This is a genomic window from Vreelandella glaciei (assembly GCF_013415125.1).
GTDB classification, from domain to species: Bacteria; Pseudomonadota; Gammaproteobacteria; order Pseudomonadales; family Halomonadaceae; genus Vreelandella; species Vreelandella glaciei.
Genome location: NZ_JACCDE010000011.1, coordinates 31343 through 53976 on the forward strand (window position 1 = coordinate 31343; position 22634 = coordinate 53976).

Consider the following 22634-nt stretch of genomic DNA (forward strand, 5'->3'; position numbering starts at 1 on the left):
ACTGCGCTAAACCCCCGCCGGTGATGGCTAGCGTTGAACCTGTAGAAAAACTACGCTGACGCCTAAGTTTTGGTCGGATCGAGAAGAAAGAAGAGAAGCGCCAGCATGCCGCGCTTCAAGTTCTATAACCACGATTAGAACGCGATGGTTGTGCTCAACTATTAAGATCAGCTCCACCCCGGTACCTTTGAGTACCAGTTAGGCTTATCCGTTTTCCATGCCAAGTAGCGCAGCGGTGCGACCAGCCAGTTGGCCTATGATGCAGTTGTTCTTATAAATTCAGTATTCTATTAATCCAGGTTATTCAAGGCGATACATCGATAATATGGCGAGAAAAATACTAGGTTTGAAGTCGAAAAAACAGGTAGATGCCAAACACACCGACGAAATTGAAGATCAATTCCCTAATGATCCAGAAAAACGTTTTTTAAATGGCGTCGCCATCCATCCTTCCCCACGCATTTATTTAGAGCCTGGCTCTCAAGAGCGTAATGTGCGGGCGATGGATTTGATTACGCCCATTGGGATGGGTCAACGAGGGTTGATTGTGGCGCCGCCGGGCTCTGGCAAAACGACGATGTTAAAACATATTTGTCAGGCCGTGGCAGACGCGCATCCTGACATAAAGCTTTATGCCTTACTGATTGATGAGCGCCCGGAAGAAGTGACCGATTTTAAGCGCAGTGTGTCGGCAGAAGTACATGCATCGTCTTCAGACGAGAGCTACACACACCATGTGCATATGGCCGATAAGCTTCTTGAGAAGGCTCGTAAGCAAGCAGGCGAAGGTCATAATGTGATGATTGTGATCGATTCTTTGACTAGACTCTCGCGCGTCCATAATGCCGAGCAGCGAGGCAATGGCCGTACGATGTCGGGTGGGCTGGATTCCCGAGCGATGGAAATACCCCGAAAACTGTTTGGCGCCGCGAGAAAGATCGAAAACGGCGGATCGCTCACCATTCTGGCCACCGTGCTGGTGGATACGGGAAGCCGTATGGATCAGGTGATTTTCGAGGAGTTCAAGGGCACGGGCAATATGGAACTGGTGTTATCCCGGGATGTGGCCAATCAACGAATTTTCCCTGCGATTGATATTGCCAAAAGCAGTACTCGTCGAGAAGAGCTTTTGATTGATGCAAAAGATATTGAAAAAGTAAGAACGTTGCGTAGAGGTTTGACAACGCTTAAGCCAGTAGAAGGCGCGCAGAAGTTGCTTGCGTTATTGGATAAATATCCCACTAATGCCGAGCTATTAGATGCGTTTTTACCAGATTTGTAAAATATCGGTAATAAAAGAAGCTCATCTTTTTAAAAGGTGAGCTTCTTGGGTAATTTTTAACGATTATTTTGTTTACTGTAGTTCAAGTTTGATTCAGGTACTGCTTTGCGAACCGGAAAGCCAGCAATCTCTTTGCGCTCAATAATACTTTTTAAACGTCTTTCAATGGCACAAAGGTTTTTAAAGTCACTCATGTCTACCAACGAGATGGCTTCACCTGAGGTGCCCGCGCGGCCGGTTCGGCCAATGCGGTGGATGTACTCTTCTGGCTTAAAAGGTAAATCGTAATTCACCACCCGGCTCAATTCATCAATATCCAAACCTCGCGCGGCAACTCCCGTGGCGACCAAGTACTTTAGCTCGCCAGATTTGAACTGGGCCAAAATCTTTTCGCGCATGGCTTGGCTTCTATCGCCATGAATGGAGTCCGCTGTGATGCCGCGTTTTTCCAGCTGAGCAACAAGCTTGGCCGCATTGTGTTTTTTCTCGGTAAAAATAAGCGCCTGATCCCACTGTTGTTCGTTAATTAAGTGGCTCAACAAGGCGGACTTAGTGTCTTTGTCGACTGTAATTAGCCATTGTTTGACATTAGCGGCGGCGCGAACGTTGGGAGAAATGGATATTTCAGCCGCCAGATCGGTCATCTTGCTATCGGAGAAATCGTAGGCCAGCGCCCGTACGTCGTCTGTGATGGTGGCCGAAAACAGCAGGTTCTGACGGTTTTCAGGTAAGCGTTCTATGATTTTATGGATATCGTCGGCAAAACCCATGTCGACCATTCTGTCCGCTTCGTCCAATACCATGACTTTAAGTTCATCAAAGTGCAGCGCACGCTGATGGGCCAAATCGAGCAATCTGCCCGGCGTGGCGACCAGAATATCGACGCCTTCGATTAGGCGCGCTTTTTGAGCTTCCGTATCCACACCGCCATACATCGCCATGGAGGTTAAGTGCGTGTGTTTAGCGTATTGAGCCACGTTGGCTTCGACCTGAACCGCTAACTCACGGGTGGGCACGAGAATCAGCGCACGTATGCGTTTTCCCCGTAACGTCCCCGCGTTGCTGAATCGTTCTAATAGAGGCAGAACAAAGGCGGCGGTTTTGCCTGTGCCTGTTTGTGCGGTGGCGATTAAGTCGTTACCCGAAAGAATGGCAGGAATCGCTTGTTCCTGAATGGGCGTTGGCGTTTGGTAACCTAGTTCGGTAATCGCTTGAACAAGTGGAGTAGATAACCCCAGTTTTGCAAATGGCATAAGGCGCCCTGACAGATTGTCGTAAGGTGTGTCGAAAATAAAAGATGAGGCAGTATAAGGTAAAAGCAGCCGACCTCTGAAGCGGAGGCGGATTGAGGCGCTAGAAGCCAATCCTTGGCGTCACAATTCTAACATCAACCATCATCAGGCGGTTTGTGAATGTTAACTGGTCAATCGATCCAACCCAGCCCGCTGCTCAGCCTGATCCAAAAGCACTGGCCCGCTACCGAGCTCAGCCAGCTTGTCATCCGGGTTATAAAGTGGGCAACTGGTCATGCTCAGACATCCGCAGCCGATACAGCCTGCCAGGTTATCACGCAGCTTTTGCAGGTAAGCTATACGGCCATCAAGCATTTGCTGCCAATTTTTTGAAAGCTGTTGCCAGTCTTCCACCGTCGGCGTGCGGTTATTGGGCAGTGATTCAAAAGCTTGTTTGATCTCTTCCAAGCTAACGCCAACTTTCTGTGCGGCTTTAATCACCGAAATCCGTCTTAGTACTTCCGGTTTATAGCGGCGCTGGTTGCCCGCATTGCGCCAGCTTTGGATCAAACCTTGTTGCTCGTAAAAGTGCAGGGTACTGACCTTAATACCGCAACGCTTAGCGACCTTACCGACACTCCAGATTGTTTCTGCCATTACCTATCCCATGCCTTAATCTTTTTTGCTATTTTTTCGCAAAAACTGCTTTACCTCAAGTGAAGTTGAGGTTTTATCCTGCCATTTCACTTAACGCAAGGAGACTCTTATGTACTTGGAACACGTGAATCTGGTCGTTGATGATATGAATGCCATGCTGGATTTTTACCGCACCGTATTTCCACACTGGAGGGTGCGCGATGAAGGCCATGGCGAGTGGTATGGCAAACCACGTAAATGGATACACTTCGGGGACGACGAACATTACTTGGCGTTAAGCAATCATGGCGAAGGGGAGAACCGCGATCTGAAAGGCCACAGCGTAGGACTGGCCCATTTTGCCTATGTGACTGATAACCTGGATGCCGTTGTGGCTAGGTTAAATAACGCAGGTTATGCCATCGCCAAACCCGGCGCGACGGAGCCGTTTCGCAAAAATGTCTATTTTGTCGACCCCGCTGGGTTTGAAGTGGAGTTTGTCGAGTATCTGAGCGACATCCCGGCTGAGCGAAATTTAAACCGCGATGCCCAGTAATAAGCAGGTCAGCGCTCTACGGGGTGCTGACCGGTGAACAATTGAGATTTTCCGCGCCTAAAAATATTGTTGAATAATCTGGTAAAATCCCTTTTTGCTTTCGGTAGAAATGGAAGGAAAATACTTCATTTTCTTGAAGAATCAGATTTACCTTAAGGAAGGCAAAGCATTTCCGCCTTATTTTATGAAGCTGCCTAGCCCTGGTACCGGTGCAAACCTATCCCAGGGCTCGGCAGCTTTTCTGTAACGCCTTTGGCGCCGATGACCCTGATTAGGAACATCTAGATGATTCGTGAATACCGAGAGGCGGATATTGAGCACATTTTGGATATCTGGCTTTCAGCCTCGATTAAAGCTCACTCCTTTGCTGGGTCAGAATATTGGCAGTCCAAAGTTAGCGAAATGCGTGATGTATACATTCCTGCATCGGAGACCTTTGTCTATGAAGCGGATGAGCAGATAGCAGGGTTTTACTGCCTCTATGGAAGTACGTTGGCAGCCGTTTTTGTGTTACCCAGCCTTCAGGGCCAAGGGATAGGATCAGCGTTGATGGATGATGCCAAGAGCAGAAGGTCGTGTTTGCAGCTCAGTGTTTATAGTCAGAATACGCCCAGTATCAGCTTCTATAAACAGCATGGGTTCATTTCAATCGGTGAGCAGATTGATGAGCAAACGGGTCAACCTGAATTCATCATGGAGCATTACTGTTAATAGCGGTCACCGGTCTGGTCTTGCTACAAAAACCGAAAAATGAACGCCCGTAGCGCTATCCTCAAAGGGTATAATGTCACCGGCCACGCGAGTGGGCGGTTCCATAAACGTTGATTTTTAGCAGGTTTTTACTTGTTACTGTTTTTAATAGAGAAAAGGTAGTCGTTCATGATTAACACCAAAATATACAAAGCGGTTTACGAACTCGCTGAAAAACTCATGAAGGCTGCTGATAAAGAGGATAGAGAGGCGTTTGACGCGCTTTATGCGCAGTTGGAAGCGATCTGCACCGAGAACGAAAACACCGATAAGGATCACCCTGAGCAGTGGGAAACGTTGGCTGACTTCACGGAAGAGCTGGATGAGGCGCTGGCAGTCTACGAAAAAGCCTTTGAAAAGGCCGTTGCAGTTAACTCGAAAGACCATATGTCATCCATCGCGTTCTCCATGGCGAAGCTGCAGGTTGAGCTTGGTCAAACTGATGCGGCGATCAACAATCTTAAAAAGGCCCAAGTCACTGCCAACAAGATTGAAGATGGCGAGCTTAAAGACGAAATTGATGAGCTGCTTGGAAAGCTGACATCAGGTTAGTTGTTAAGCTGCTGATGTTAGTGATATTGATGATAGACGTAGATGCACATAACGCCTGATTGTGCTGGGTTTGCCTAAGACTAGGGACACTATTTTGACCAATAATGATATTTTTCGCCGCATACGTTACACCTTTGATTTAAAAGACAGCACCATCGTGGATATTTTCACCTTGGCAGAAGTCAGCGTGGCTCAAGAGCAGGTCACTGCCTGGTTGAAAAAGGATGAAGACGACGCCTTTGTAACGATGAAAAACAGAGAGCTGGCGGCGTTTCTGAACGGCTTTATCAGCTTCAAGCGTGGCAAGCGCGAAGGCCCGCAGCCCGCGCCAGAGACGCAGTTGAACAACAACATGGTGTTCCAGAAACTGCGCATTGCCTTAAACCTGAAGGCTGACGATATTCTGGCTATTTTTGAGCTGGCAGGCTTCCGTATAAGCAATCATGAGTTAAGCGCTTTTTTCCGTAAGCCAAGCCACAAGAATTATCGTGAGTGCAAAGATCAGGTGCTGCGTAACTTTTTACTCGGCGTTCAGCGCCAACTACGGCCCAGTTCTAATGATTCAGATTCAGAAGCCTGAATCGTTAGGGCAGAAGGTTAACGCCGATGCGCTTTCAAGCGTTAACGCTTCACACAGACAAAAATCGCATTGCCCGAAACAGTATCCCACGGGGTGATGGTCTCGTAGTTATGCTCAAACACATGCACCTCAAAGTAAGGCGTTAGCAGGGCGGTTAGCTCTACAAAGCTCACCGCCACCATGGAGTGTTCGTCGTTCCATACTTGGGTGGCCCCGGCGCTGGTCTTTTCAATGCTGAGCCTTAACGCCTGCCTTTCACCGTGCCCACTGTAGTGCCACCCTGAGCGGAACGTGAATATATCGTCTGCTTGTTTGGCGCTGTGCTTAACCGATAAACCGTTATCGATTTTGTCTTTATCGACCGCGTTAAAACAGAAAATTCCGCCAGACTTGAGCGCGCGGTGCGCGCTAGAAATACACGCATCTAGCTTCTCAACCCCGTCGCTGTAATGGATCGAGTATAAAAAGCAGGTGATTAAATCGACAGGTTCGCTAACGTCGAACGTGCTCATGTCTTGCAAGGTGAACTGGGCTTCTGGGCAGCGTGAAGCGGCGATATCCAGCATCGGCTGATTGATATCCAGCCCGCCACTGGTGTAACCAGAATCAATAAAATGGCGCACGTGGGGGCCGGTGCCGCAGGCTAAATCCAGATGGGCGGTGCCGTCGTTACCGAAAAGCTGATGCAGCCGTCGAATGGCGTTACTTTGTGCTTGGTAGTCGATGTCTACGCACATCAAATCGTAGTAGCCGGAAAGGTCGGTATAGAGGGCGTTGACGGACATGGTCGCCTAAAGGTGAGGGCTGGATAGGTTGGGTGGCGCATAGTAAACGAGCAGGTGGGGTTTGAGAAGCGCGGACCACGACAGGTGAATCCCTTTCTATCATTAGTCGCCGCTAGGCGGGATTAACGCTAAAGAAATTTCCCCAGCTTCCGATAATGACTTAAGACGCACAATTAACCCTGGCTGCCACAAGAGTTTGCTATGTCCAAAACAGTGACCTTTATCATTGCTACCTTGCTTCTCTTGCTCACCACGAACGCGCATTCGCACACCGATGCGGCTGAAGCGGCAGCACTGGCGTGGCTTGAAGCCATCGACAGCGGTGAGTATGAACAAGCGTGGGAGGCATCCTCAACTCTGCCCGGCGTGATTTTGGGGCGGTTGAGTCCAGGCGGCGAATACGTGTTATCCGTGAAACGTCTATGCCCGGCGCGCCTTTTGGTGATTATGCGGTGTTTACGTTCCAGACCCGTTTTGAAAAAAAGCCTCAGATTACCGAAACTATCACGCCTCACCTAGAAGGGGGCGATTGGAAGGTAAGCGGCTATTACGTCAACTAACCAACTCCCAGCCAACCTCCTCGAACGTCCTTCCAGCCATCGCTGTTGCTTAGCATAGCCTCCTGCGGTTAGGCGTTATTACGCTTAACCGCCCGCTATCACGTTGTTCATGACGAAGCTCACTGCGGGTGCTACGTTGAATAGATACCCTTGAGCGTATTGATAGCTGCTGGAGCGGATATGCACTCCCTTCCTCACAAATCGCACTGGCTGTGGCTATTGGTGGCGGGATTACTGATGGCGGCGCTGTCGCTCACGTGGCAGGCCAGGGCACAAACTTCGCCCAGCGCTTTAATCCTCAATATTGAAGGCGCTATCGGCCCTGCGACCAAGGATTATTTTGAGCGTGGTCTTCGTAAAGCCCGAGAGCAGGGCAGCGAAGTGGTGATTGTTGAGCTGGATACCCCTGGCGGATTGGTTGATACCACGCGCGATATGATTCGGGAAATGCTTAATTCAGACCTACCGGTAGTGATGTACGTTTCTCCCAGTGGCGCGCGGGCAGCCAGCGCAGGCACCTATCTGCTTTACGGCAGCCACGTAGCGGCCATGGCGCCTTCTACCCATTTGGGCTCTGCGACACCGGTGCAAATGGGCGGCGGCGGGCTGACTGGTGGTGATGAGGCGGGCGAGGGGTCTGAAGGCGAGCAAGATGGCAGCGCCATGGAGCGCAAGGTAATTGAAGACGCGGTGAGTTTTATCCGCAGCCTGGCGGAGCGCCACGGCCGCAATGCCGACTGGGCGGAAGAGGCAGTGCGCGATGCGGTCAATCTCACCGAGAGTGATGCCCTGGAGCAAAATGTCATTGATGTGGTGGCGCGCGATATTAAAGACCTGCTGGCTCAGCTTGACGGTATGACAGTGGTGATGGAGCGCGGCGAGGAGTCATTGGCGACGACGGAACTTGCCATTGAACGTTACGACCCGGACTGGCGTACTCAACTGCTCTCGCTGATCACCAATCCCAACGTTGCCTATTTCCTGATGATCATCGGCTTTTACGGGCTGATTTTCGAGCTTTCCAGCCCCGGCAGCCTCTTTCCCGGCACCATTGGGGTGATCTCCCTGCTGCTGGCGCTGTTCGCTTTTCAGGTTCTGCCCATTAACTATGCGGGCCTGGCACTGATGGTGGTGGGAATGGCGCTGATGGTAGGCGAGGCGTTCATGCCTAGTTTCGGGGTGATGGGGGCGGGCGGCATTATCGCCTTTGTGTTGGGGTCGGTGATGCTGATGGATGCCGAACACTTGGCCATTTCGTTACCGCTGATTGGCGGTGTAGCCCTGATTTTTGGCGGCTTGATGCTATGGACGTTAACGCGCTTTGCAACGCTGCGGCGGCGTCCGGTGCACAGCGGTGCGGAGCAACTGATTGGTGCAACGGCAGTGGCGCTGGAGGATTTTGAGACTAACGGCCATGTGCGTCTGCATGGCGAGCGCTGGAACGCGGTGAGCGATGCGTCCGTTAAACAGGGTGATGAGCTTGAAGTGGTGCGCCTTGAGGGCTTGACGGTACATGTGACGCCCCGGTGATGCCTGCGACGATGACGTGCTTTTCCCCATAACGAACCATCTGCAAAACGAGCTATCTGCAAAACGAGGTGCCCAATGATTATTTCGTATTTAGTCCCTGTGGTGCTGGTGGTGATGTTGATCGCTGCCTCCATTCGTATACTGCCGGAATATAAGCGTGGCGTGGTGTTCTTTCTGGGCCGTTACCAGAAAGTGAAGGGGCCAGGGTTGGTCATTGTGATTCCTGCCATTCAGAAGATGGAAGTGGTGGATTTACGTGTAATCACCATGGACGTACCGGAGCAGGATGTCATTTCCCGGGATAACGTCACCGTCAAGGTCAACGCGGTGCTTTACTTCCGCGTTGTCGACCCTGAAAAGGCGATCATTCAAGTCGAGAATTTCACCCAGGCGACCAGCCAGTTGGCGCAGACCACGCTGCGCTCCGTGCTGGGCAAGCATGACCTGGATGAGATGCTTTCCGAGCGGGATAAACTCAACGACGATATCCAGGAAATCATTGATACCCAAACCGAAGCCTGGGGTATCAAAGTGGCCAATGTTGAAATCAAGCATGTGGATTTGGATGAGAGCATGATTCGCGCCATTGCCCGCCAAGCCGAAGCGGAGCGCGAGCGTCGCGCCAAGGTGATACACGCCGAAGGGGAGCTTCAGGCGTCTAAAAAGCTGGTGGAGGCCGCTAACGTCATGCAGGAGAATTCTGCCGCGCTACAGCTTCGCTACCTGCAAACCATGAGCGACATGAGCAACAAAAACGCCTCGACGATTGTGTTCCCGCTACCCATGGACATCATGGAGGCCTTCAAAGATATGAAGGCCAAGCATACGGCAGCAACGCCTGGTAAGACGCAGGATGATGCGTAAGCCAATGCCAAACGCGCATTGCTAAGGTGGGGCTGGATATTTCAACCGCCGGTTAAGCAATCAGCCCCGCCAAAGCCTGCATTCCCAGCGCCACCGCCAGCACCACTACACCCGCCACTAGGCTGGTTACTAGGGCTTGTTGCTTCCATAACAGCAGCACTCGGCTGCCAAAGCGGTGAACGAGCCAGGCGAGGCCGAAGTAACGCAGGCCGCGGGCAATTAACGCCGCTAGCGCGAAGAGTAGGACTGGGTAGCCGGAAAGGCCTGCGGTAATCATCGCGACCTGAAAGGGAATGGGCAGAATACCAATGGCTAAAATCGCGGCAAAACCATACTGATCGAAGAAGGTTTGGAACGACTGATAGCTCTGTTCCATGCCCATGAATTCAATAAACCAAGTACCTATCGACTGAAAAAGCAGCATGCCAACGCCATAGCCGACCAGCGATGCAATTAAGCAACCTGCGGTAGTGACCGTCGCTAAAAGCCAGATACGTTGTTTGTTGGCTGCCATCAGCGGGATCAGCACCAGCTCAAGCGGAATGGGCAGGATAATCGTTTCCAAAAAGGAGAGGGTGCCGAGTAACCACAGCATGTTCTTTGAGCCGTTAATACGCTCAAACCACTGCTTGGTTCGCGTTGTATTGGCCATTAGGGGGCGCTACATCTCTGGATTAATGCGGCGATAAATAGCCGCTAATAGGCTGTATAGGCCAAACGCGAAGAGCCCGATAGCGACAATGGCCAGCAACCATTGACCGTATGCTTGGCTGCGCAGCGCACTAAATACTTCAGCCGTACCGCCTGCTTGGTCAGGGTTAAACTGATAAGCGGCAATCAGAAAGAAACTACCTACGATGACAAATACAATCCCGCGAATGACTAAGCCAAAACGGCAGATGGGATAAGCCCACTTTTGGGTTTGGGGTGGCATCGCAAAGTGCTTGTCAAATTTGGCCTTATAACCCTTGAAGGCATGGGAGATGCCGACACCAATCATGACCAAGCCAACGGCCCCTACCAGCCAACGGCCAAAAGGCTGCTGCATCAACCAGCCTGCCACGCCCTGTGAGCCACCGCCTGACCCCCCGGAAGAGCCCGTAAATTGGAAGATGAGCGTGGCGGCAAAAAAGGCCAATAGCGTATGGGTAATCGCACTCGCTAATAAGCCTGCACGAATAGCTAAGCCTTTAGCACCGTTGCCGTGATGGTCGGCGTCTTTGACCGCTTGAATGGTGCGCCACATGGCGTAGCCAACCAAACCCACTGCGATGACACCTAATAGTATTTTTCCAAAGGGGGCGGTGAGGACTCTTTCTAATGCACCGCGGCTGCCTTCTGTTTGGCCACCTTGGCCAAAGGCTGCCAGCGCGGCAAGGCCACCCACTAACACATAAACGATGCCGCGGGAGGCGTAGCCCATGCGGGCGAAAAGCGTAATCGCATCACGGTGATCGGGGTTTTTCATACTATTAGCCATGGTGTCCTCCTGACTTGATATGGCGTTGCGAATTCCTATGCAAACTAGTTCATCTCGAGCTTTTTGGCGGCCCATACTGTGCGTGTGCTGTGCTATTGTCCAGTGTAGTTTCTGCAAAAAAGACGAGTCGCTATTTTTATTAATACGAGCAAACCATGAGTGCACCTTTGTCAATTAACAAGTCGTCAGCTACCACATCTAATACATCGACACCTGTCTTTTGGCGCGATATACGGATGCCATATGTGGAACTGCGCAAGATCAGCGACGCGCGACAAGTTTGCTATGCACCTCATAGCCATACGCATTGGTCGCTGGGGGCGGTTACCTCTGGTCAAAGCACCTTTTGCTATCGCGATGCGACACATCAGATTAGTGCGGGAGATATCGTTATGATGAATCCCCATTGGGTGCATGCCTGCAACCCCGTCGAGAACCAGCCCTGGGCGTACATGATGCTCTACGTCGATACCGAGTGGCTGAGTGAATTGCGTTACCAACTGGGCCTGTTGAATACGCCGTACTGGCAAGATATCGCTACCGCCGTCATTACCCAGCCAGCGCTTTATGCCGGGTACTGCGATATGGCCGCTTGTTTGCTGGACGAACAACGCGACATTGGCGATAAGCAAACGGCGTTAGTCGAGTGCTTGTCTGCCACGCTGCAAGTGCTTGCTCAAGAATCCCCCGCCGCATTGCCTCAAGCGCCCAGCACGCTAGAGAATGTCGCGGCTTATTTACGTGCCAATTATGCTTCCGATATATCGCTTGAGCGGCTATGTCAGCAGTCGGGCTATAGCGCTGGGCACCTGATTCGCGCCTTCAAACAGCACTTCGGACTAACGCCTCATGCCTACCTGATTAACCAGCGGATCCAGAAGGGACAGATAGCGCTAAAGCACGGGCAGCCTATTGTTCAAGCAGCTATGAACACTGGCTTTAATGATCAGCCACACTTTCAAAGAACGTTTAAGCGGCTGGTAGGAGCGACACCCAACCAGTACCGCTACCCGCTACTCAACCAGTAAGACAATAGCGCTAGCCGCCAGGCAGATAGCGAGTGCGCGGTTAACCGTTAGTAAGATGATAGGACGATGAACATAGGGTTTCAGAAAAGCGCCTGCGTATACCCAACTGGCTAGCGATATCCAACAAATAGGCAAATAGAGACCGGCAAACAGCCATAGCTGATAGGGGGCATCAGCACTGGTGTAGGCACCAATGCCAGCGGCAGACGCCAGCCACGCCTTGGGGTTGAGCCACTGCATCATGGCGCCTGTCATAAACCCTGGGGCTTTGACGCCGGCTCGCTCCTGCAAGCGCCCATCGTGCTGTAAAAGTTGATAGCTGAGATAGAGTAAAAACAGAATGCCTGCCCAGCGTAAAAACGTTTCCAGCAGTGGCACCACACTCAGCAGGGAGTAAAGGCCAGCGCCGATGGCTAAAAACAGTGCGACAAAACCCAGCGTGGCGCCGGTTACAAAAACAAGCCCTTTAGCGATAGGGTAATGCGTACCGCTACTCAAACAAACGATGTTGACCGGCCCCGGCGAAATAGACGCAGCAAGAGCAAATGCAGTCATGGGCAGAAGTGTAGGCAGCAGTAGTGTAGCGCTCATTGTCATTCTCCTTGGTAGTGCAAGGAGTTTGTAATGGTTCCTGTTGGCGGTATTGAACAAAATTGAGGTGAATGATTAAACCATTGCCTTTAACTCTTTGCTTTTAATGCCCAAACACCGACCAGCCAGTGCGCTGCACAAACATTTCAAGCGCCTGGGTGCCTAGCAAGCTGTTGCCGTAGGCGTCTAATCCTGGTGACCAAACGGCAATGGCGCCGTGGCCTGGGGCGATGGCCAGTATGCCGCCGCCCACACCACTTTTGCCGGGCAGGCCCACCCGAAAGGCGAACTCCCCTGAGGCGTCGTAGTGCCCACACATCATCATCAGTGAATTGATACGCCGTGCCCGCTGAGGGGCGACGACCCGAATGTTGCTGGGTTTATTGACGCCATCCGAAGCCAGGAACAGGCCAGCATGAGCGAGCTGCTCACAGCTCATCGCAATAGCACACTGATGAAAGTAGGTGCCTAGCACCTTATCGACGTCGTGGCGAAGGTGACCAAAGGCTTTCATGAAATGCGCTAATGAAGCATTACGGTCACGGTGTGCCATTTCTGAGGCGGCTACCGCATGGTCAAAGCAAATGCTGTCGTCATCGGCGATATAGCGCACGAAGCTGAGAATTTCACCCAGCGTCTCTTTGGGTTCATGGCCCATCATGATCGCATCAACCACCGCAATGGCACCGGCATTGATAAACGGGTTACGCGGTTTGCCGCTTTCGTGTTCAAGCTGCACGATAGAGTTGAAGGGGTCGCCCGAGGGTTCACGGCCCACTTTTGTCCAAAGTGAGTCGCCCATCTGGCCTAGCGCGATCGTCAGCGTAAAAACTTTGGAAATGCTTTGGATTGAGAAGGGGGTGGTCGCGCAGCCCGCCGAATATACTTGGCCATCGACGGTGGCGAGCGAAATGGCAAATTGTTGTGGGTCAACATGGCCAAGTTCGGGAATATAGTCTGCGACCTTGCCACGTTCCTCTGCTTTCGCCATGGCTGCGGCAATGTCATCAATTAAGTCTTGCATGGGCTTAGTGTGCACTGTCAATAGAGGCGGGGCCTCACCCTAGCGGAAAACAAGTAGATTGTCTTTTTTGCATCACCGAAATAATAACGCTAAAACAATAGGTATTTGCCCACTATGCATTGAGCAAGATACGGGTCGGCAACGGGGCCTTGAGCGCTTAGGCTGCCATGATAAGCCCATAATTAGCCTGAAACGGCTAGAGAGATAAACATGAACGATTATGCGCGTATCGAAAAGGCCATGACCTACATGGTTGCCAATGCCACTGAGCAGCCTGATTTGGAAACAGTGGCCGCTCACGTTCATATTAGTGCCTTCCATTTCCAGCGGCTGTTTTGTCGTTATGTGGGGATTAGCCCTAAACGATTTTTACAGGCGCTAACGCTGGAGCGGGGTAAACAGTTGATGCACTCCTCTACTTCGTTGCTGGATATTGCTCATACCCTGGGGCTCAGCGGCGGCTCACGGCTTTATGATCACTTTGTTCAGCTAGAGGCCGTTACGCCTGGGGAGTATAAGCGCCAGGGTGAGGGCGTTGAGATTACTTATGGGGTTCATGAAACGCCTCTTGGCAGCATGTTTGTGGCAATGACGCCCCGTGGTATTTGTCGCATGGGCTTTATCGATACCACCAGTGAAGAAGAACTGCTGACAAAGCTAGCCATGGAGTGGCCGCGCAGCACCTTCCACCCTAACCGAGTTGCCACGCGCTATGCGGTGGAGGCGATTTTTGCCAAGTCAGAAGAGGCGCCGGCTGCTTTGTCATTGCACGTGACGGGCACCAATTTTCAAATTGCCGTGTGGCGGGCACTACTCACTATTCCCGAAGGCCAGCTGGCCAGTTACTCGCATATCGCTAGGGCATTAGGCACGCCAAAATCCTCCCGTGCAGTAGGTAATGCCGTAGGCGCTAACCCGATCGCGCTGTGGATTCCCTGCCACCGGGTGATTCAGCAAAGCGGTGCGCTTGGTGGCTACCGGTGGGGTGTTGAGAAAAAGCGGATGGTGCAAGCCTGGGAGCTGTCGCAATTGAGTGCTTCAACCCCTGAAGTAGAACTTTCTCTCTAACGCAGTCGCGAAGTAAAGATGAAGTAAAGAAGGAAATTTTTATGAACATCAACGCCATTCAAGCGGATATAACACGCCTGAAGGTCGATGCAGTTGTGAACGCCGCGAATACCTCACTACTTGGGGGTGGCGGTGTTGACGGCGCTATCCATCGCGCTGCGGGGCCTGAACTGCTGACAGCCTGCAAGGAGCTAGGCGGCTGCGCGACAGGAGAAGCCAAGCTGACGGATGGTTTTGAGTTACCGGCCCGCTATGTCATCCATACGGTTGGCCCGGTGTGGAAGGGCGGAGAACAAGGCGAGGAGGCACTGCTTGCCTCCTGCTATCGGCAGTCTTTAGCGTTGGCGGCTACCGTGAATGCTGACACAGTGGCTTTCCCAAGTATCAGCACCGGCGTGTACCGTTTTCCCATCCAGCAGGCCGCGGCGATAGCCGTCTCAACGGTTAAAACGGTGTTGAAGAAGTACCCAAGCGTTGAGTCGGTGACATTCTGCTGTTTTTCGGCTGATGAGTTGGCGGTTTATAACGCGTGTCTTAATCAATTAACCGATTAGTGTCGTAAAACGGAAAAGGGCATGGGTAGAGCTAGATAGTGGTCGTACGATGATCGATATGTCTGGAAACGGATAGACACATTGCGCCGTTTATCACCTCCCGCTACAGTCTCGACCTTGTTCACCTGGGCGAGACTCTTTATGGCCACACTGATGATTCAAGGCACCACCTCGGATGCGGGTAAAAGCACCGTTGTGGCAGCCCTTTGCCGCGCGCTGGCAAGGCGTGGGATATCAGTGGCGCCCTTTAAACCCCAGAATATGGCGCTGAATAGCGCCGTGACTGAGGACGGCGGCGAGATTGGACGCTCTACGGCCTTACAAGCACAAGCCTGCTATTTAGCACCCCACAGCGATATGAATCCGGTACTGCTAAAGCCGGAAACCGATCGCGGCGCCCAGGTGATTTTACGTGGCAAGGTACATGGCCATATGGACGCGCTGGATTACCACGCTTTCAAACGTACCGCTCAAGAGAGCGTAATGGCCGCGTGGCAAGCGTTAGAAAGTCGTTTTGACGTGATTATTGCTGAAGGCGCTGGCAGCCCCGCTGAGATCAACCTGCGCGAGGGCGATATCGCTAATATGGGCTTTGCCGAAGCGGCTGATTGCCCAGTGCTGCTGGTGGGGGATATTGATCGAGGTGGGGTATTCGCCCAATTGGTAGGTACGTTGGCGCTATTGAGCGAGAGCGAACAGGCGCGTACCAAAGGCTTTATTATCAACCGCTTTCGAGGTGATATTGCGCTGCTGGAACCGGGACTTGAGTGGTTGGAAGCGCGGACTGGTAAACCGGTACTGGGCACGCTGCCCTATCTGCAAGGGCTGGTACTCGACTCTGAAGATAGCATTGGGGTGATCCAGGCCGAGAAGCAGAGCAAAGTGCTTAATATCGTCGTGCCAGCGCTGCCACGTATCAGTAACCACACCGACTTCGACCCGCTGCGCTTGCACCCTCAGGTGGCGCTAACCTTTGTGGGGCCCGAGCAGCCGATTCCTGCTGCTGATGTGATTATTCTGCCTGGTAGTAAAAGCACTGCCAGCGATCTTACCTGGTTACGGGGCCAGGGCTGGGATAAAGCCATTCAGCGCCACCTGCGCTACGGCGGTAAGGTGTTAGGTATTTGCGGTGGCTTTCAAATGCTGGGCGAGTGGGTGGATGACCCTGATGGGCTGGAGGGCCAGCCGGGAAAGGTGACAGGATTGGGGTTGCTGCCGCTCAAAACGCGTATGGTGGCGGGCAAACAGCTGCGAAACGTGAGCGGCGTAACGTTTACTGAAGGCGCGACAGTCACCGGCTATGAAATCCATAATGGTGTGAGCGAAGGGGCTGCCTTGAATTCCCCCTTATTTACTGTGGATGGCCGCCCGGAAGGTGCCATTAGCGATGACGGCCAGATACTGGGCACCTACCTGCATGGCTTGTTTGACCATCCCGATGGCTGCCAGGCACTGCTGAAACAGTTAGGTTTGGTTAACGGTGAACAGAGCGACTATCAAGCTCACCGAGAGCGTGAGCTTGATCGCTTGGCCGATATGCTGGAAGCCCACGTCGATATTGAAGCGGTTATTGCGCTGATTGAGGCTGGCGCTTCGCCATCACAGTGATTTCAATACTGCTTCCACCGTAGAGGTTAGGGGATTCGGTGCAGGTGCGGGCAGGGTAGCGTCCAGGTTCAAAGTACTCCGCGTAAACACTGTCCATGTCTTGGATAGCGTGTAGATCCGTGAGGTGGATATCCACCCGCACTATGTCCGCTAAGCTGCCGCCTTCCATTTCAAGCATGCGCGATAGCGCGCGCATCACAAGGCGGGTCTCTTCTTTAACGTCGCCTTTGACTGCGTGGCCGTTAGAGAAATCGTCAACGGTCAGTCCTGAAATAAACACATAGTGATCATCGACTACCATGTGGCTACCGGGAAAGCTTGGTGTGGGCATGGTAGGGTCATTCATAAAGGTGGGCATACTAGCTCCTTCTAAGTGATGTTCACGCTTACAATTCTCTTCGACAGATTGTTAACAGTAGTGTTCAGTATCAGTAAAAATGAATGGACGTTGTGGTGAGGCACGTCGCGCTGTCAAAACGGTGATGTTTGCTCTAGGCTTGCGGGTTTTTAGTCGGTGAGGATGATTCAAATGAAGGTCGTACACGTTAACGCAGAGGCCCAGCGCAACGCCTGTCTGGCGCGATTATGCGCTGAGGTTTACGGACAAGAGGCGGGTCTTACGCCGCTGGTCGTGTTCACCGGCACCTGCAGTGTGTTTTTTCCGCAAGAAGCAGCGCGGCTGTTTGCTGCCGTTGACGGCCAGGGTAAACCCCAAGCGCTGGCGCTGCTAGTGCTGGACGAGGAGGGCGAGGGCATGACGGTGACTCACGCCTGCGCGCTTGACCAAGCAGATTCCAAGCAGCGTTTGATCAGCGAACTTACTTTGAAAGCCCCGCTACGTGTCGAAGTGGATAACGCCGAACAAGAAGCGTTCTATAAAAAAAGTGGCATTAAGCGCTGGTTCGGCGGGGTGGATGGAAAGCGTATTGGCTTGGGCGCTCGCCATCCTGCCAAGAGTATTCGCGAATTGGCGCCTACCCTGGTGTTGGATGAAGCGCTTATTCTGCGTCGCTTTAAGCATGACCCTAAGACGTTTGAGGCTGCCAAGCAGGCCTTTTTGAAGGGTTTAAACGATTTTCCGCAGTCGCTTTAACAGCCCTTGGGAACGCTGCGTTCCAGTTTGTGCAACCAAGTTGCACGTTGTTGCCATGTTATTTACGTGTTGCCCCGATAAAATAAGCATCACGACTAGCTTATTAAAAGAAGGGAGAAGCTGCATGGCATCACCGATAATGGATAACAGTCAACGTTACGGTGCGATTAGCCGCTTGTTGCATTGGGGGATGGCGCTACTGTTTGCTTGGCAGTTTACGAGTGCCACGGCGCACTGGCTTTTTCCGGACACACCCTTTGAAGCGTTCTTCTGGGGAACCCATTACCCAGTGGGTGTATTGCTACTGACCTTAGTCGTACTGAGAACGATATGGGCGTTAGCCAATGCGTCGCGTCGCCCGCCATCGGTGAGCGTTATGGCAAAGCTGGCCATCTTGCACTCTACGGCTTGATGATCGCGATTCCGACGATTGCACTTATTCGCCAGTACGGTTCGGGCCGTTCGCTTGAGGTGTTTGGCATTACGCTGATGTCAGGTTTTGAGGGCGAGGAGATCACCTGGATGACGGATCTCGGCGGTTTGCTCCACGGTGAGCTGGGCTGGACACTGCTGGCGCTGATCGTAGGGCACATCGTGATGGCCATTTTGCATCGCAAGCTGACTCACCACGACGTGCTAACGCGCATGGCCGGATAATTAGACTACTTCTTTGCTAGCTCGCGCATGGCGGTTTCCAGGCCCTCCATGGTCATGGGGTACATACGGTCTTCGATAATCTCACGAATGAGCGCAGTCGAGTAGGTGTACTCCCAGGCCCGGGGCGGCATCGGGTTAAGCCACGCCAGGCGAGGAAACGTTTCGCATAAACGCTTAAGCCACACGCCGCCCGCTTCGTCGTTAAAGTGCTCTACGCTGCCGCCTGGGTGGGTGACCTCATAGGGCGACATGGCCGCATCGCCGACAATCACTACCTGGTAATCCGCACCGTAGGTGTGCAATACATCCATGGTCGGGATCCGCTCGTTACCCCGACGCATATTGTTTCGCCAAACCCCTTCGTAAAGGCAGTTATGGAAGTAGTAGTGCTCCAGATGCTTGAACTCTGAGCGGGCGGCAGAGAACAGTTCTTCGCAGACGCGAATATGGTCATCCATCGAGCCGCCCACATCCAAAAACAGCAGCACCTTCACCGCGTTATGGCGCTCTGGGCGCATCTGCACGTTGAGTAGCCCGGCATCTTTGGCGGTTTCGCGGATGGTACTATCCACATCGAACTCGTCCTGCGCGCCCTGGCGGGCAAACTTGCGCAGCCGCCGCAGCGCCATCTTGATATTGCGGGTGCCTAGCTCCAGCGAATCATCGTAATCCCGAAAGCGTCGCTCGTCCCAGACCTTGGTGGCGCGGCGGTGGCGCGAGCCATCCTGACCAATACGAATGCCCTCTGGGTTGTAGCCGTAGGCCCCGAAAGGGCTAGTGCCACCGGTGCCGATCCATTTATTGCCCCCCGCGTGGCGCTCTTTTTGCTCCTCCAGGCGTTTTTTAAACGTTTCGATGAGTTCTTCAAGGCCACCCAGAGATTCAATCTTGGCTTTCTCTTCGTCGGTCAGCTGCTTCTCAAACTCCCGTCGCAGCCAGTCATCGGGGATTAGCGCTTCAATAGCGGCGTCCATGTCCTCGAGGCCTTTAAACCAGGCGGCGAAGGCACGATCAAAGCGGTCAAAGTGGCGCTCGTCTTTGACCATCACCGTGCGGGCCACCTGATAGAAGGCCTCCATGTCGGCGAACACCACGCCGCGTTCCACCACGGCGTGAAGATCCAGCAGCTCGCGCAGCGATACCGGAACGCCCGCGCGCTTTAACGTCTCAAACAGGCCGATAAACATGGCTTAGCGGCCTGTGCCTTTCTGACGACGGATCATAAACGCCAAGCGCTCGAGCAACTGGGTGTCCTGCTCGTTTTTGACCAGGGCGCCGGCCATCGGCGGCAGCGCTTTGGCCGGGTCGCGGTTGTAGAGCGCTTCTTGAGCAATATCGTCAGCCATCAGTAGCTTGAGCCAATCGACCAGTTCAGACGTTGACGGCTTTTTCTTAAGGCCTGGCGCTTTACGCAGCTCGAAAAATACCTCTAGGGCTTCGCTGACAAGCCGGGAGGCGATATCCGGGAAGTGCACATCGACAATCGCCTGCATGGTCTCGCGGTCGGGGAACTCGATGTAGTGGAAAAAACAGCGGCGCAGGAACGCATCCGGCAGCTCTTTTTCATTATTCGAGGTGATGATGATAATCGGGCGCTGCTCGGCGCGGATGGTTTCGCCAGTTTCGTAAACGTGAAACTCCATACGATCCAGCTCTTGGAGCAGGTCGTTGGGAAATTCGATATCGGCCTTGTCGATCTCGTCGATCAATAACACCACGCGCTCGTTGGCGGTAAAGGCTTCCCACAGCTTGCCGGGCTTGATGTAGTTAGCGACATTCTCTACACCTTCAACGCCTAGCTGAGAGTCACGCAGGCGGCTGACGGCATCGTACTCGTATAAACCCTGGGCCGCCTTGGTGCTGGATTTGATATGCCAGGTAATCAACTGGGTATCAAGAGACTCGGCCAGTTCTTCGGCCAGCAGGGTTTTGCCGGTGCCCGGCTCGCCTTTGATCAATAGCGGTCGTTCGAGCACCACGGCAGCATTCACCGCCTGCTTAAGCGCATTGGTTGCGATATAGGAAGAAGTGGAGTCAAACGCCATGGGAGAGCCTCGGCTTGTCGAAAGCGGGTTTATAAATGGATAAACGAGTTCAAACAAGTGTACGTGAGGGTAAACCCCAAGGCCAACTAGCGGATTAACACATTTGCGCTTAGCCCTGCCAATTTGGCGGCACTATGCCTTGGCGCTGCATTTGCCGGTACACGGTAGGCCGCGAAACCCCGAGAGCGCGGGCTACCGCGCTAATGTTCCAGTGCTGCTCCTTGAGCATTTCCAGCAATGTGTGATCAGTGTCGCGACCAGCGTCTGCAGGCTGGAAAGTTGCCTGCTGCGTGATGCGCTGGCTTAGGCACTGCTCGGGTAGGTCATGTACGGTGATTTCGTCGCTTTCTGAGGTGGCCAGTGCAAAGGCCAGCGCATTCTTTAGCTGGCGGATATTACCGGGCCAGGCATAGGCGAGCAGGGCGCTGATGGCATCGGCCCGCAGGCGCGGTGATTGGTTGGAGGCTCGCTCTTGGATGATGTCGTCAAATACACGGCGGATAACGTAGAGCTTATCGGCGCGGTCGCGTAGCGCGGGCAGGCGCAGTTGGGCCCCGTTAAGGCGGTAATAGAGATCTTCGCGGAACTCACCTTGCTGGATCATCGCATCGATATTGCGATGAGTGGCGGTAATCACCCGAATATCGACCTTCTCGGGCGTATTGGCACCCAGTGGCATGACTTCCCGTTCTGCCAGCACGCGCAGCAAGCGGGTTTGCAGGGCCAGCGGCATATCGCCGATTTCATCTAAAAACAGTGTGCCGCCGTGGGCCTGGGGGATCAGCCCGCGCATACCTTTGGCGCGCCCGCCGGTAAAGGCGCCGGGCTCGTAACCAAACAGCTCGCTTTCGATCAGCGCTTCGGGAATGGCGGCACAGTTTACCGCGATAAAGGGGCCTTTAGATCGGTTGCCGCTGTCATGCAGGGCACGGGCAACGACCTCTTTGCCGGTGCCGGTTTCACCGCTAATCAGTACATTGACGCTGGCTTCGTTGCGCAGCCGCTCAGCCAGCTTCTGCACTTTGCGCATGGCTGGGTCGTCGGCACCGAGGCGTACCAGTGCTTCCGGCAGGCTGGAGGGGAGCGATTGCGCTTGCTGAGCAAGTCGAGGACGGCGCGGCTCCAGCAGGCTAATAAAGTAAATCGTGTTGTCGACCCTGGCGCGAAAAGCACGCAGTTGATCGTCGGTGGCGCTATTAATGCTGAGCACATCGGCGATCTCGCACTCGAATAGCTCCCCCAGCATTGGGGTGTGATGGGCTGACCAGGGTGGCCAACGGCGCTGGTGTTCACTTATCAGATCACGACCCACTGCGTTGGCAGCAATCACTTGCCCGTTCTCTTCAATAGCGATGAGTCCGCGTCCATTTACATGCACAAACTCTCGCGAGGTATCCAGGCGCACCATTAGGCAGTCACGGTAGCGCTGGAGAAAATAGGCGTCCTCGATCATTCGTGCGTAGAGCGTCACCAGCGAAAGGCTAAAATTTTGGCTCTCATGCTGGGTAGGCGATTGCAGCGCGGAGATATCCAGCACGGCCATGACGTTGCCCTGGGGGTCGGCGATGGGCGCGGCAGTACAGGTAAGCGAAATATGCGAGGCGTCGAAGTGCTCCTGGCGGTGGCAAATAATCGCTTGGCGGTCGTGCAGGCAGGTGCCCACGGCACAGGTACCCGCGAAGCGTTCGTCCCAGTCGGCACCGAGATAAAGGCCCGCTTTGCGCAATTGCTGGTCTTGGTTGGGGTCGCCACGAAACTCGACGGTTATCCCGCGGTGGTCGGTGAGCAGTAGCACGTAGCCTAGTTGCGCAATTTGCTGATAAAGCTGGTCAACCCCGGCTCTTGCCACGTGCAGTAGTTCATCCACGGATTCCCGGTGCTCGATCAGGATTTGTTGAGGCACCACCCGGGCTGGGCGTGGCTGGGTGGGATCGAGCTGGTACTCGTTTAGGCAGCGCAGCCAGGAGCGTCGAATGGTTTGCTGGGCCGGTAGCTGCGGAACTTCCAGGCCTTCGCCGAGCTGGAAAATATGCTCGATATGTTGGCGCTGGACGGATGGCAGCCGTGCAGGCCGGGGCGATGGAGTAGGCATGGCGTGGTTCACCGTGGGGCTTGTTATTGTCCTTCCAGCCTATGCGCTCTGGCGTGGGTGTCAACGC

At 53.4% G+C, this 22634-nt stretch carries 24 protein-coding genes and 1 pseudogene; 14 read left to right on the plus strand and 11 right to left on the minus strand.

The window, feature by feature from the left end; all coding sequences use genetic code 11:
• The first annotated feature begins 325 nt into the window (after positions 1 to 325).
• A complete protein-coding gene (gene rho, locus HZS80_RS09095) occupies positions 326 to 1282 on the plus strand; it encodes a transcription termination factor Rho (RefSeq protein ID WP_179915865.1) in 957 nt (318 codons plus the stop codon).
• Between the two features lie 56 nt (positions 1283 to 1338).
• Here the strand turns inward: rho and HZS80_RS09100 are convergent, their stop codons facing one another.
• On the minus strand, positions 1339 to 2535 hold the full coding sequence (locus HZS80_RS09100; RefSeq protein ID WP_179915866.1) for a DEAD/DEAH box helicase: 1197 nt from the start codon (positions 2533 to 2535) through the stop codon (positions 1339 to 1341).
• A 162-nt stretch (positions 2536 to 2697) separates the two neighbouring features.
• Complete coding sequence (soxR, locus tag HZS80_RS09105) at positions 2698 to 3171, minus strand: redox-sensitive transcriptional activator SoxR (RefSeq protein ID WP_179915867.1); 474 nt, start codon at positions 3169 to 3171, stop codon at positions 2698 to 2700.
• Positions 3172 to 3280: 109 nt separating this feature from the next.
• Here soxR and HZS80_RS09110 point away from each other — a divergent pair, with 109 nt between their 5' ends.
• From HZS80_RS09110 to HZS80_RS09125, 4 genes are all read left to right on the plus strand, one after another.
• Positions 3281 to 3706 (plus strand): VOC family protein, encoded by a 426-nt coding sequence (locus HZS80_RS09110; protein ID WP_179915868.1) that lies wholly within the window; start codon positions 3281 to 3283, stop codon positions 3704 to 3706.
• 285 nt (positions 3707 to 3991) lie between these two features.
• Positions 3992 to 4417: an N-acetyltransferase gene (locus HZS80_RS09115; RefSeq protein WP_179915869.1), complete on the plus strand. Its 426-nt coding sequence runs from the start codon at positions 3992 to 3994 to the stop codon at positions 4415 to 4417.
• A gap of 168 nt (positions 4418 to 4585) precedes the next feature.
• Entirely contained in the window at positions 4586 to 5008 is a 423-nt protein-coding gene (locus HZS80_RS09120; RefSeq protein ID WP_101144978.1) for a Replicative DNA helicase, read from the plus strand.
• A gap of 94 nt (positions 5009 to 5102) precedes the next feature.
• Complete coding sequence (locus HZS80_RS09125) at positions 5103 to 5588, plus strand: YehS family protein (protein ID WP_179915870.1); 486 nt, start codon at positions 5103 to 5105, stop codon at positions 5586 to 5588.
• A 41-nt stretch (positions 5589 to 5629) separates the two neighbouring features.
• Here HZS80_RS09125 and HZS80_RS09130 read toward each other — a convergent pair whose 3' ends face one another.
• Entirely contained in the window at positions 5630 to 6373 is a 744-nt protein-coding gene (locus HZS80_RS09130) for a class I SAM-dependent DNA methyltransferase (RefSeq protein WP_179915871.1), read from the minus strand.
• A gap of 338 nt (positions 6374 to 6711) precedes the next feature.
• Between HZS80_RS09130 and HZS80_RS23970 the strand changes: the two genes are divergently transcribed.
• From HZS80_RS23970 to HZS80_RS09145, 3 genes are all read left to right on the plus strand, one after another.
• Positions 6712 to 6933 (plus strand): DUF4019 domain-containing protein, encoded by a 222-nt coding sequence (locus HZS80_RS23970; protein WP_340162614.1) that lies wholly within the window; start codon positions 6712 to 6714, stop codon positions 6931 to 6933.
• 180 nt (positions 6934 to 7113) lie between these two features.
• Positions 7114 to 8463 carry an NfeD family protein gene (locus HZS80_RS09140; protein ID WP_179915872.1) on the plus strand — a complete coding sequence of 450 codons (1350 nt, stop codon included), beginning with the start codon at positions 7114 to 7116 and terminating at the stop codon, positions 8461 to 8463.
• Between the two features lie 75 nt (positions 8464 to 8538).
• Positions 8539 to 9327 (plus strand): slipin family protein, encoded by a 789-nt coding sequence (locus HZS80_RS09145; RefSeq protein WP_179915873.1) that lies wholly within the window; start codon positions 8539 to 8541, stop codon positions 9325 to 9327.
• 52 nt (positions 9328 to 9379) lie between these two features.
• Here the strand turns inward: HZS80_RS09145 and HZS80_RS09150 are convergent, their stop codons facing one another.
• Positions 9380 to 9979, minus strand: a complete 600-nt coding sequence (locus HZS80_RS09150; RefSeq protein ID WP_035557150.1) for a YqaA family protein — start codon at positions 9977 to 9979, stop codon at positions 9380 to 9382.
• 9 nt (positions 9980 to 9988) lie between these two features.
• A complete protein-coding gene (locus tag HZS80_RS09155; RefSeq protein ID WP_035557152.1) occupies positions 9989 to 10807 on the minus strand; it encodes a DUF1206 domain-containing protein in 819 nt (272 codons plus the stop codon).
• Positions 10808 to 11043: 236 nt separating this feature from the next.
• Here HZS80_RS09155 and HZS80_RS09160 point away from each other — a divergent pair, with 236 nt between their 5' ends.
• On the plus strand, positions 11044 to 11835 hold the full coding sequence (locus HZS80_RS09160; protein WP_218927653.1) for an AraC family transcriptional regulator: 792 nt from the start codon (positions 11044 to 11046) through the stop codon (positions 11833 to 11835).
• On the opposite strand, the gene HZS80_RS09165 is transcribed toward HZS80_RS09160, so the two are convergent.
• Together HZS80_RS09165 and HZS80_RS09170 are read right to left on the minus strand one after the other, a co-directional pair.
• On the minus strand, positions 11821 to 12426 hold the full coding sequence (locus HZS80_RS09165) for a LysE family translocator (protein ID WP_179915875.1): 606 nt from the start codon (positions 12424 to 12426) through the stop codon (positions 11821 to 11823). The two genes, HZS80_RS09160 and HZS80_RS09165, sit on opposite strands and share 15 nt — an antisense overlap.
• Positions 12427 to 12529: 103 nt before the next feature.
• Positions 12530 to 13450, minus strand: coding sequence for a glutaminase (locus HZS80_RS09170; RefSeq protein ID WP_179915876.1), 921 nt, complete (start codon positions 13448 to 13450; stop codon positions 12530 to 12532).
• Between the two features lie 210 nt (positions 13451 to 13660).
• Here HZS80_RS09170 and HZS80_RS09175 point away from each other — a divergent pair, with 210 nt between their 5' ends.
• The 3 genes from HZS80_RS09175 to HZS80_RS09185 all read left to right on the plus strand — a co-directional run bounded on the left by HZS80_RS09175 (position 13661) and on the right by HZS80_RS09185 (position 16680).
• Positions 13661 to 14518 (plus strand): bifunctional transcriptional activator/DNA repair enzyme AdaA, encoded by an 858-nt coding sequence (locus HZS80_RS09175; RefSeq protein WP_179915877.1) that lies wholly within the window; start codon positions 13661 to 13663, stop codon positions 14516 to 14518.
• 41 nt (positions 14519 to 14559) lie between these two features.
• Complete coding sequence (locus tag HZS80_RS09180) at positions 14560 to 15072, plus strand: O-acetyl-ADP-ribose deacetylase (RefSeq protein ID WP_179915878.1); 513 nt, start codon at positions 14560 to 14562, stop codon at positions 15070 to 15072.
• Positions 15073 to 15213: 141 nt separating this feature from the next.
• Positions 15214 to 16680, plus strand: coding sequence for a cobyric acid synthase (locus tag HZS80_RS09185; protein WP_179915879.1), 1467 nt, complete (start codon positions 15214 to 15216; stop codon positions 16678 to 16680).
• On the opposite strand, the gene HZS80_RS09190 is transcribed toward HZS80_RS09185, so the two are convergent.
• The gene (locus HZS80_RS09190; RefSeq protein ID WP_179915880.1) at positions 16640 to 17038 is read right to left on the minus strand and encodes a RidA family protein; all 399 of its coding nucleotides are present in this window, start codon (positions 17036 to 17038) and stop codon (positions 16640 to 16642) included. The genes HZS80_RS09185 and HZS80_RS09190 overlap by 41 nt on opposite strands.
• Positions 17039 to 17209: 171 nt before the next feature.
• Here HZS80_RS09190 and HZS80_RS09195 point away from each other — a divergent pair, with 171 nt between their 5' ends.
• Together HZS80_RS09195 and HZS80_RS09200 are read left to right on the plus strand one after the other, a co-directional pair.
• Positions 17210 to 17773, plus strand: coding sequence for a hypothetical protein (locus HZS80_RS09195; protein ID WP_008956401.1), 564 nt, complete (start codon positions 17210 to 17212; stop codon positions 17771 to 17773).
• A gap of 124 nt (positions 17774 to 17897) precedes the next feature.
• Positions 17898 to 18430, plus strand: a pseudogene (locus tag HZS80_RS09200) (cytochrome b).
• Positions 18431 to 18435: 5 nt separating this feature from the next.
• Here HZS80_RS09200 and HZS80_RS09205 read toward each other — a convergent pair.
• The 3 genes from HZS80_RS09205 to HZS80_RS09215 form a co-directional block, all read right to left on the minus strand.
• On the minus strand, positions 18436 to 19617 hold the full coding sequence (locus HZS80_RS09205) for a vWA domain-containing protein (protein ID WP_179915881.1): 1182 nt from the start codon (positions 19615 to 19617) through the stop codon (positions 18436 to 18438).
• Between the two features lie 3 nt (positions 19618 to 19620).
• On the minus strand, positions 19621 to 20475 hold the full coding sequence (locus HZS80_RS09210; RefSeq protein WP_179915882.1) for an AAA family ATPase: 855 nt from the start codon (positions 20473 to 20475) through the stop codon (positions 19621 to 19623).
• 109 nt (positions 20476 to 20584) lie between these two features.
• Positions 20585 to 22567 carry a sigma-54-dependent Fis family transcriptional regulator gene (locus HZS80_RS09215; RefSeq protein WP_179915883.1) on the minus strand — a complete coding sequence of 661 codons (1983 nt, stop codon included), beginning with the start codon at positions 22565 to 22567 and terminating at the stop codon, positions 20585 to 20587.
• Between the last annotated feature and the right edge of the window lie 67 nt (positions 22568 to 22634).

Bases quoted from the DNA above. Each gene is read 5' to 3' on its own strand.
- rho (WP_179915865.1), top strand. From the start codon at position 326: ATGGCGAGAAAAATACTAGGTTTGAAGTCGAAAAAACAGGTAGATGCC.
- HZS80_RS09100 (WP_179915866.1), bottom strand. From the start codon at position 2,535: ATGCCATTTGCAAAACTGGGGTTATCTACTCCACTTGTTCAAGCGATT.
- soxR (WP_179915867.1), bottom strand. From the start codon at position 3,171: ATGGCAGAAACAATCTGGAGTGTCGGTAAGGTCGCTAAGCGTTGCGGT.
- HZS80_RS09110 (WP_179915868.1), top strand. From the start codon at position 3,281: ATGTACTTGGAACACGTGAATCTGGTCGTTGATGATATGAATGCCATG.
- HZS80_RS09115 (WP_179915869.1), top strand. From the start codon at position 3,992: ATGATTCGTGAATACCGAGAGGCGGATATTGAGCACATTTTGGATATC.
- HZS80_RS09120 (WP_101144978.1), top strand. From the start codon at position 4,586: ATGATTAACACCAAAATATACAAAGCGGTTTACGAACTCGCTGAAAAA.
- HZS80_RS09130 (WP_179915871.1), bottom strand. From the start codon at position 6,373: ATGTCCGTCAACGCCCTCTATACCGACCTTTCCGGCTACTACGATTTG.
- HZS80_RS09140 (WP_179915872.1), top strand. From the start codon at position 7,114: ATGCACTCCCTTCCTCACAAATCGCACTGGCTGTGGCTATTGGTGGCG.
- HZS80_RS09145 (WP_179915873.1), top strand. From the start codon at position 8,539: ATGATTATTTCGTATTTAGTCCCTGTGGTGCTGGTGGTGATGTTGATC.
- HZS80_RS09150 (WP_035557150.1), bottom strand. From the start codon at position 9,979: ATGGCCAATACAACGCGAACCAAGCAGTGGTTTGAGCGTATTAACGGC.
- HZS80_RS09155 (WP_035557152.1), bottom strand. From the start codon at position 10,807: ATGGCTAATAGTATGAAAAACCCCGATCACCGTGATGCGATTACGCTT.
- HZS80_RS09160 (WP_218927653.1), top strand. From the start codon at position 11,044: ATGCCATATGTGGAACTGCGCAAGATCAGCGACGCGCGACAAGTTTGC.
- HZS80_RS09165 (WP_179915875.1), bottom strand. From the start codon at position 12,426: ATGAGCGCTACACTACTGCTGCCTACACTTCTGCCCATGACTGCATTT.
- HZS80_RS09170 (WP_179915876.1), bottom strand. From the start codon at position 13,450: ATGCAAGACTTAATTGATGACATTGCCGCAGCCATGGCGAAAGCAGAG.
- HZS80_RS09175 (WP_179915877.1), top strand. From the start codon at position 13,661: ATGAACGATTATGCGCGTATCGAAAAGGCCATGACCTACATGGTTGCC.
- HZS80_RS09180 (WP_179915878.1), top strand. From the start codon at position 14,560: ATGAACATCAACGCCATTCAAGCGGATATAACACGCCTGAAGGTCGAT.
- HZS80_RS09185 (WP_179915879.1), top strand. From the start codon at position 15,214: ATGGCCACACTGATGATTCAAGGCACCACCTCGGATGCGGGTAAAAGC.
- HZS80_RS09190 (WP_179915880.1), bottom strand. From the start codon at position 17,038: ATGCCCACCTTTATGAATGACCCTACCATGCCCACACCAAGCTTTCCC.
- HZS80_RS09195 (WP_008956401.1), top strand. From the start codon at position 17,210: ATGAAGGTCGTACACGTTAACGCAGAGGCCCAGCGCAACGCCTGTCTG.
- HZS80_RS09205 (WP_179915881.1), bottom strand. From the start codon at position 19,617: ATGTTTATCGGCCTGTTTGAGACGTTAAAGCGCGCGGGCGTTCCGGTA.
- HZS80_RS09210 (WP_179915882.1), bottom strand. From the start codon at position 20,475: ATGGCGTTTGACTCCACTTCTTCCTATATCGCAACCAATGCGCTTAAG.
- HZS80_RS09215 (WP_179915883.1), bottom strand. From the start codon at position 22,567: ATGCCTACTCCATCGCCCCGGCCTGCACGGCTGCCATCCGTCCAGCGC.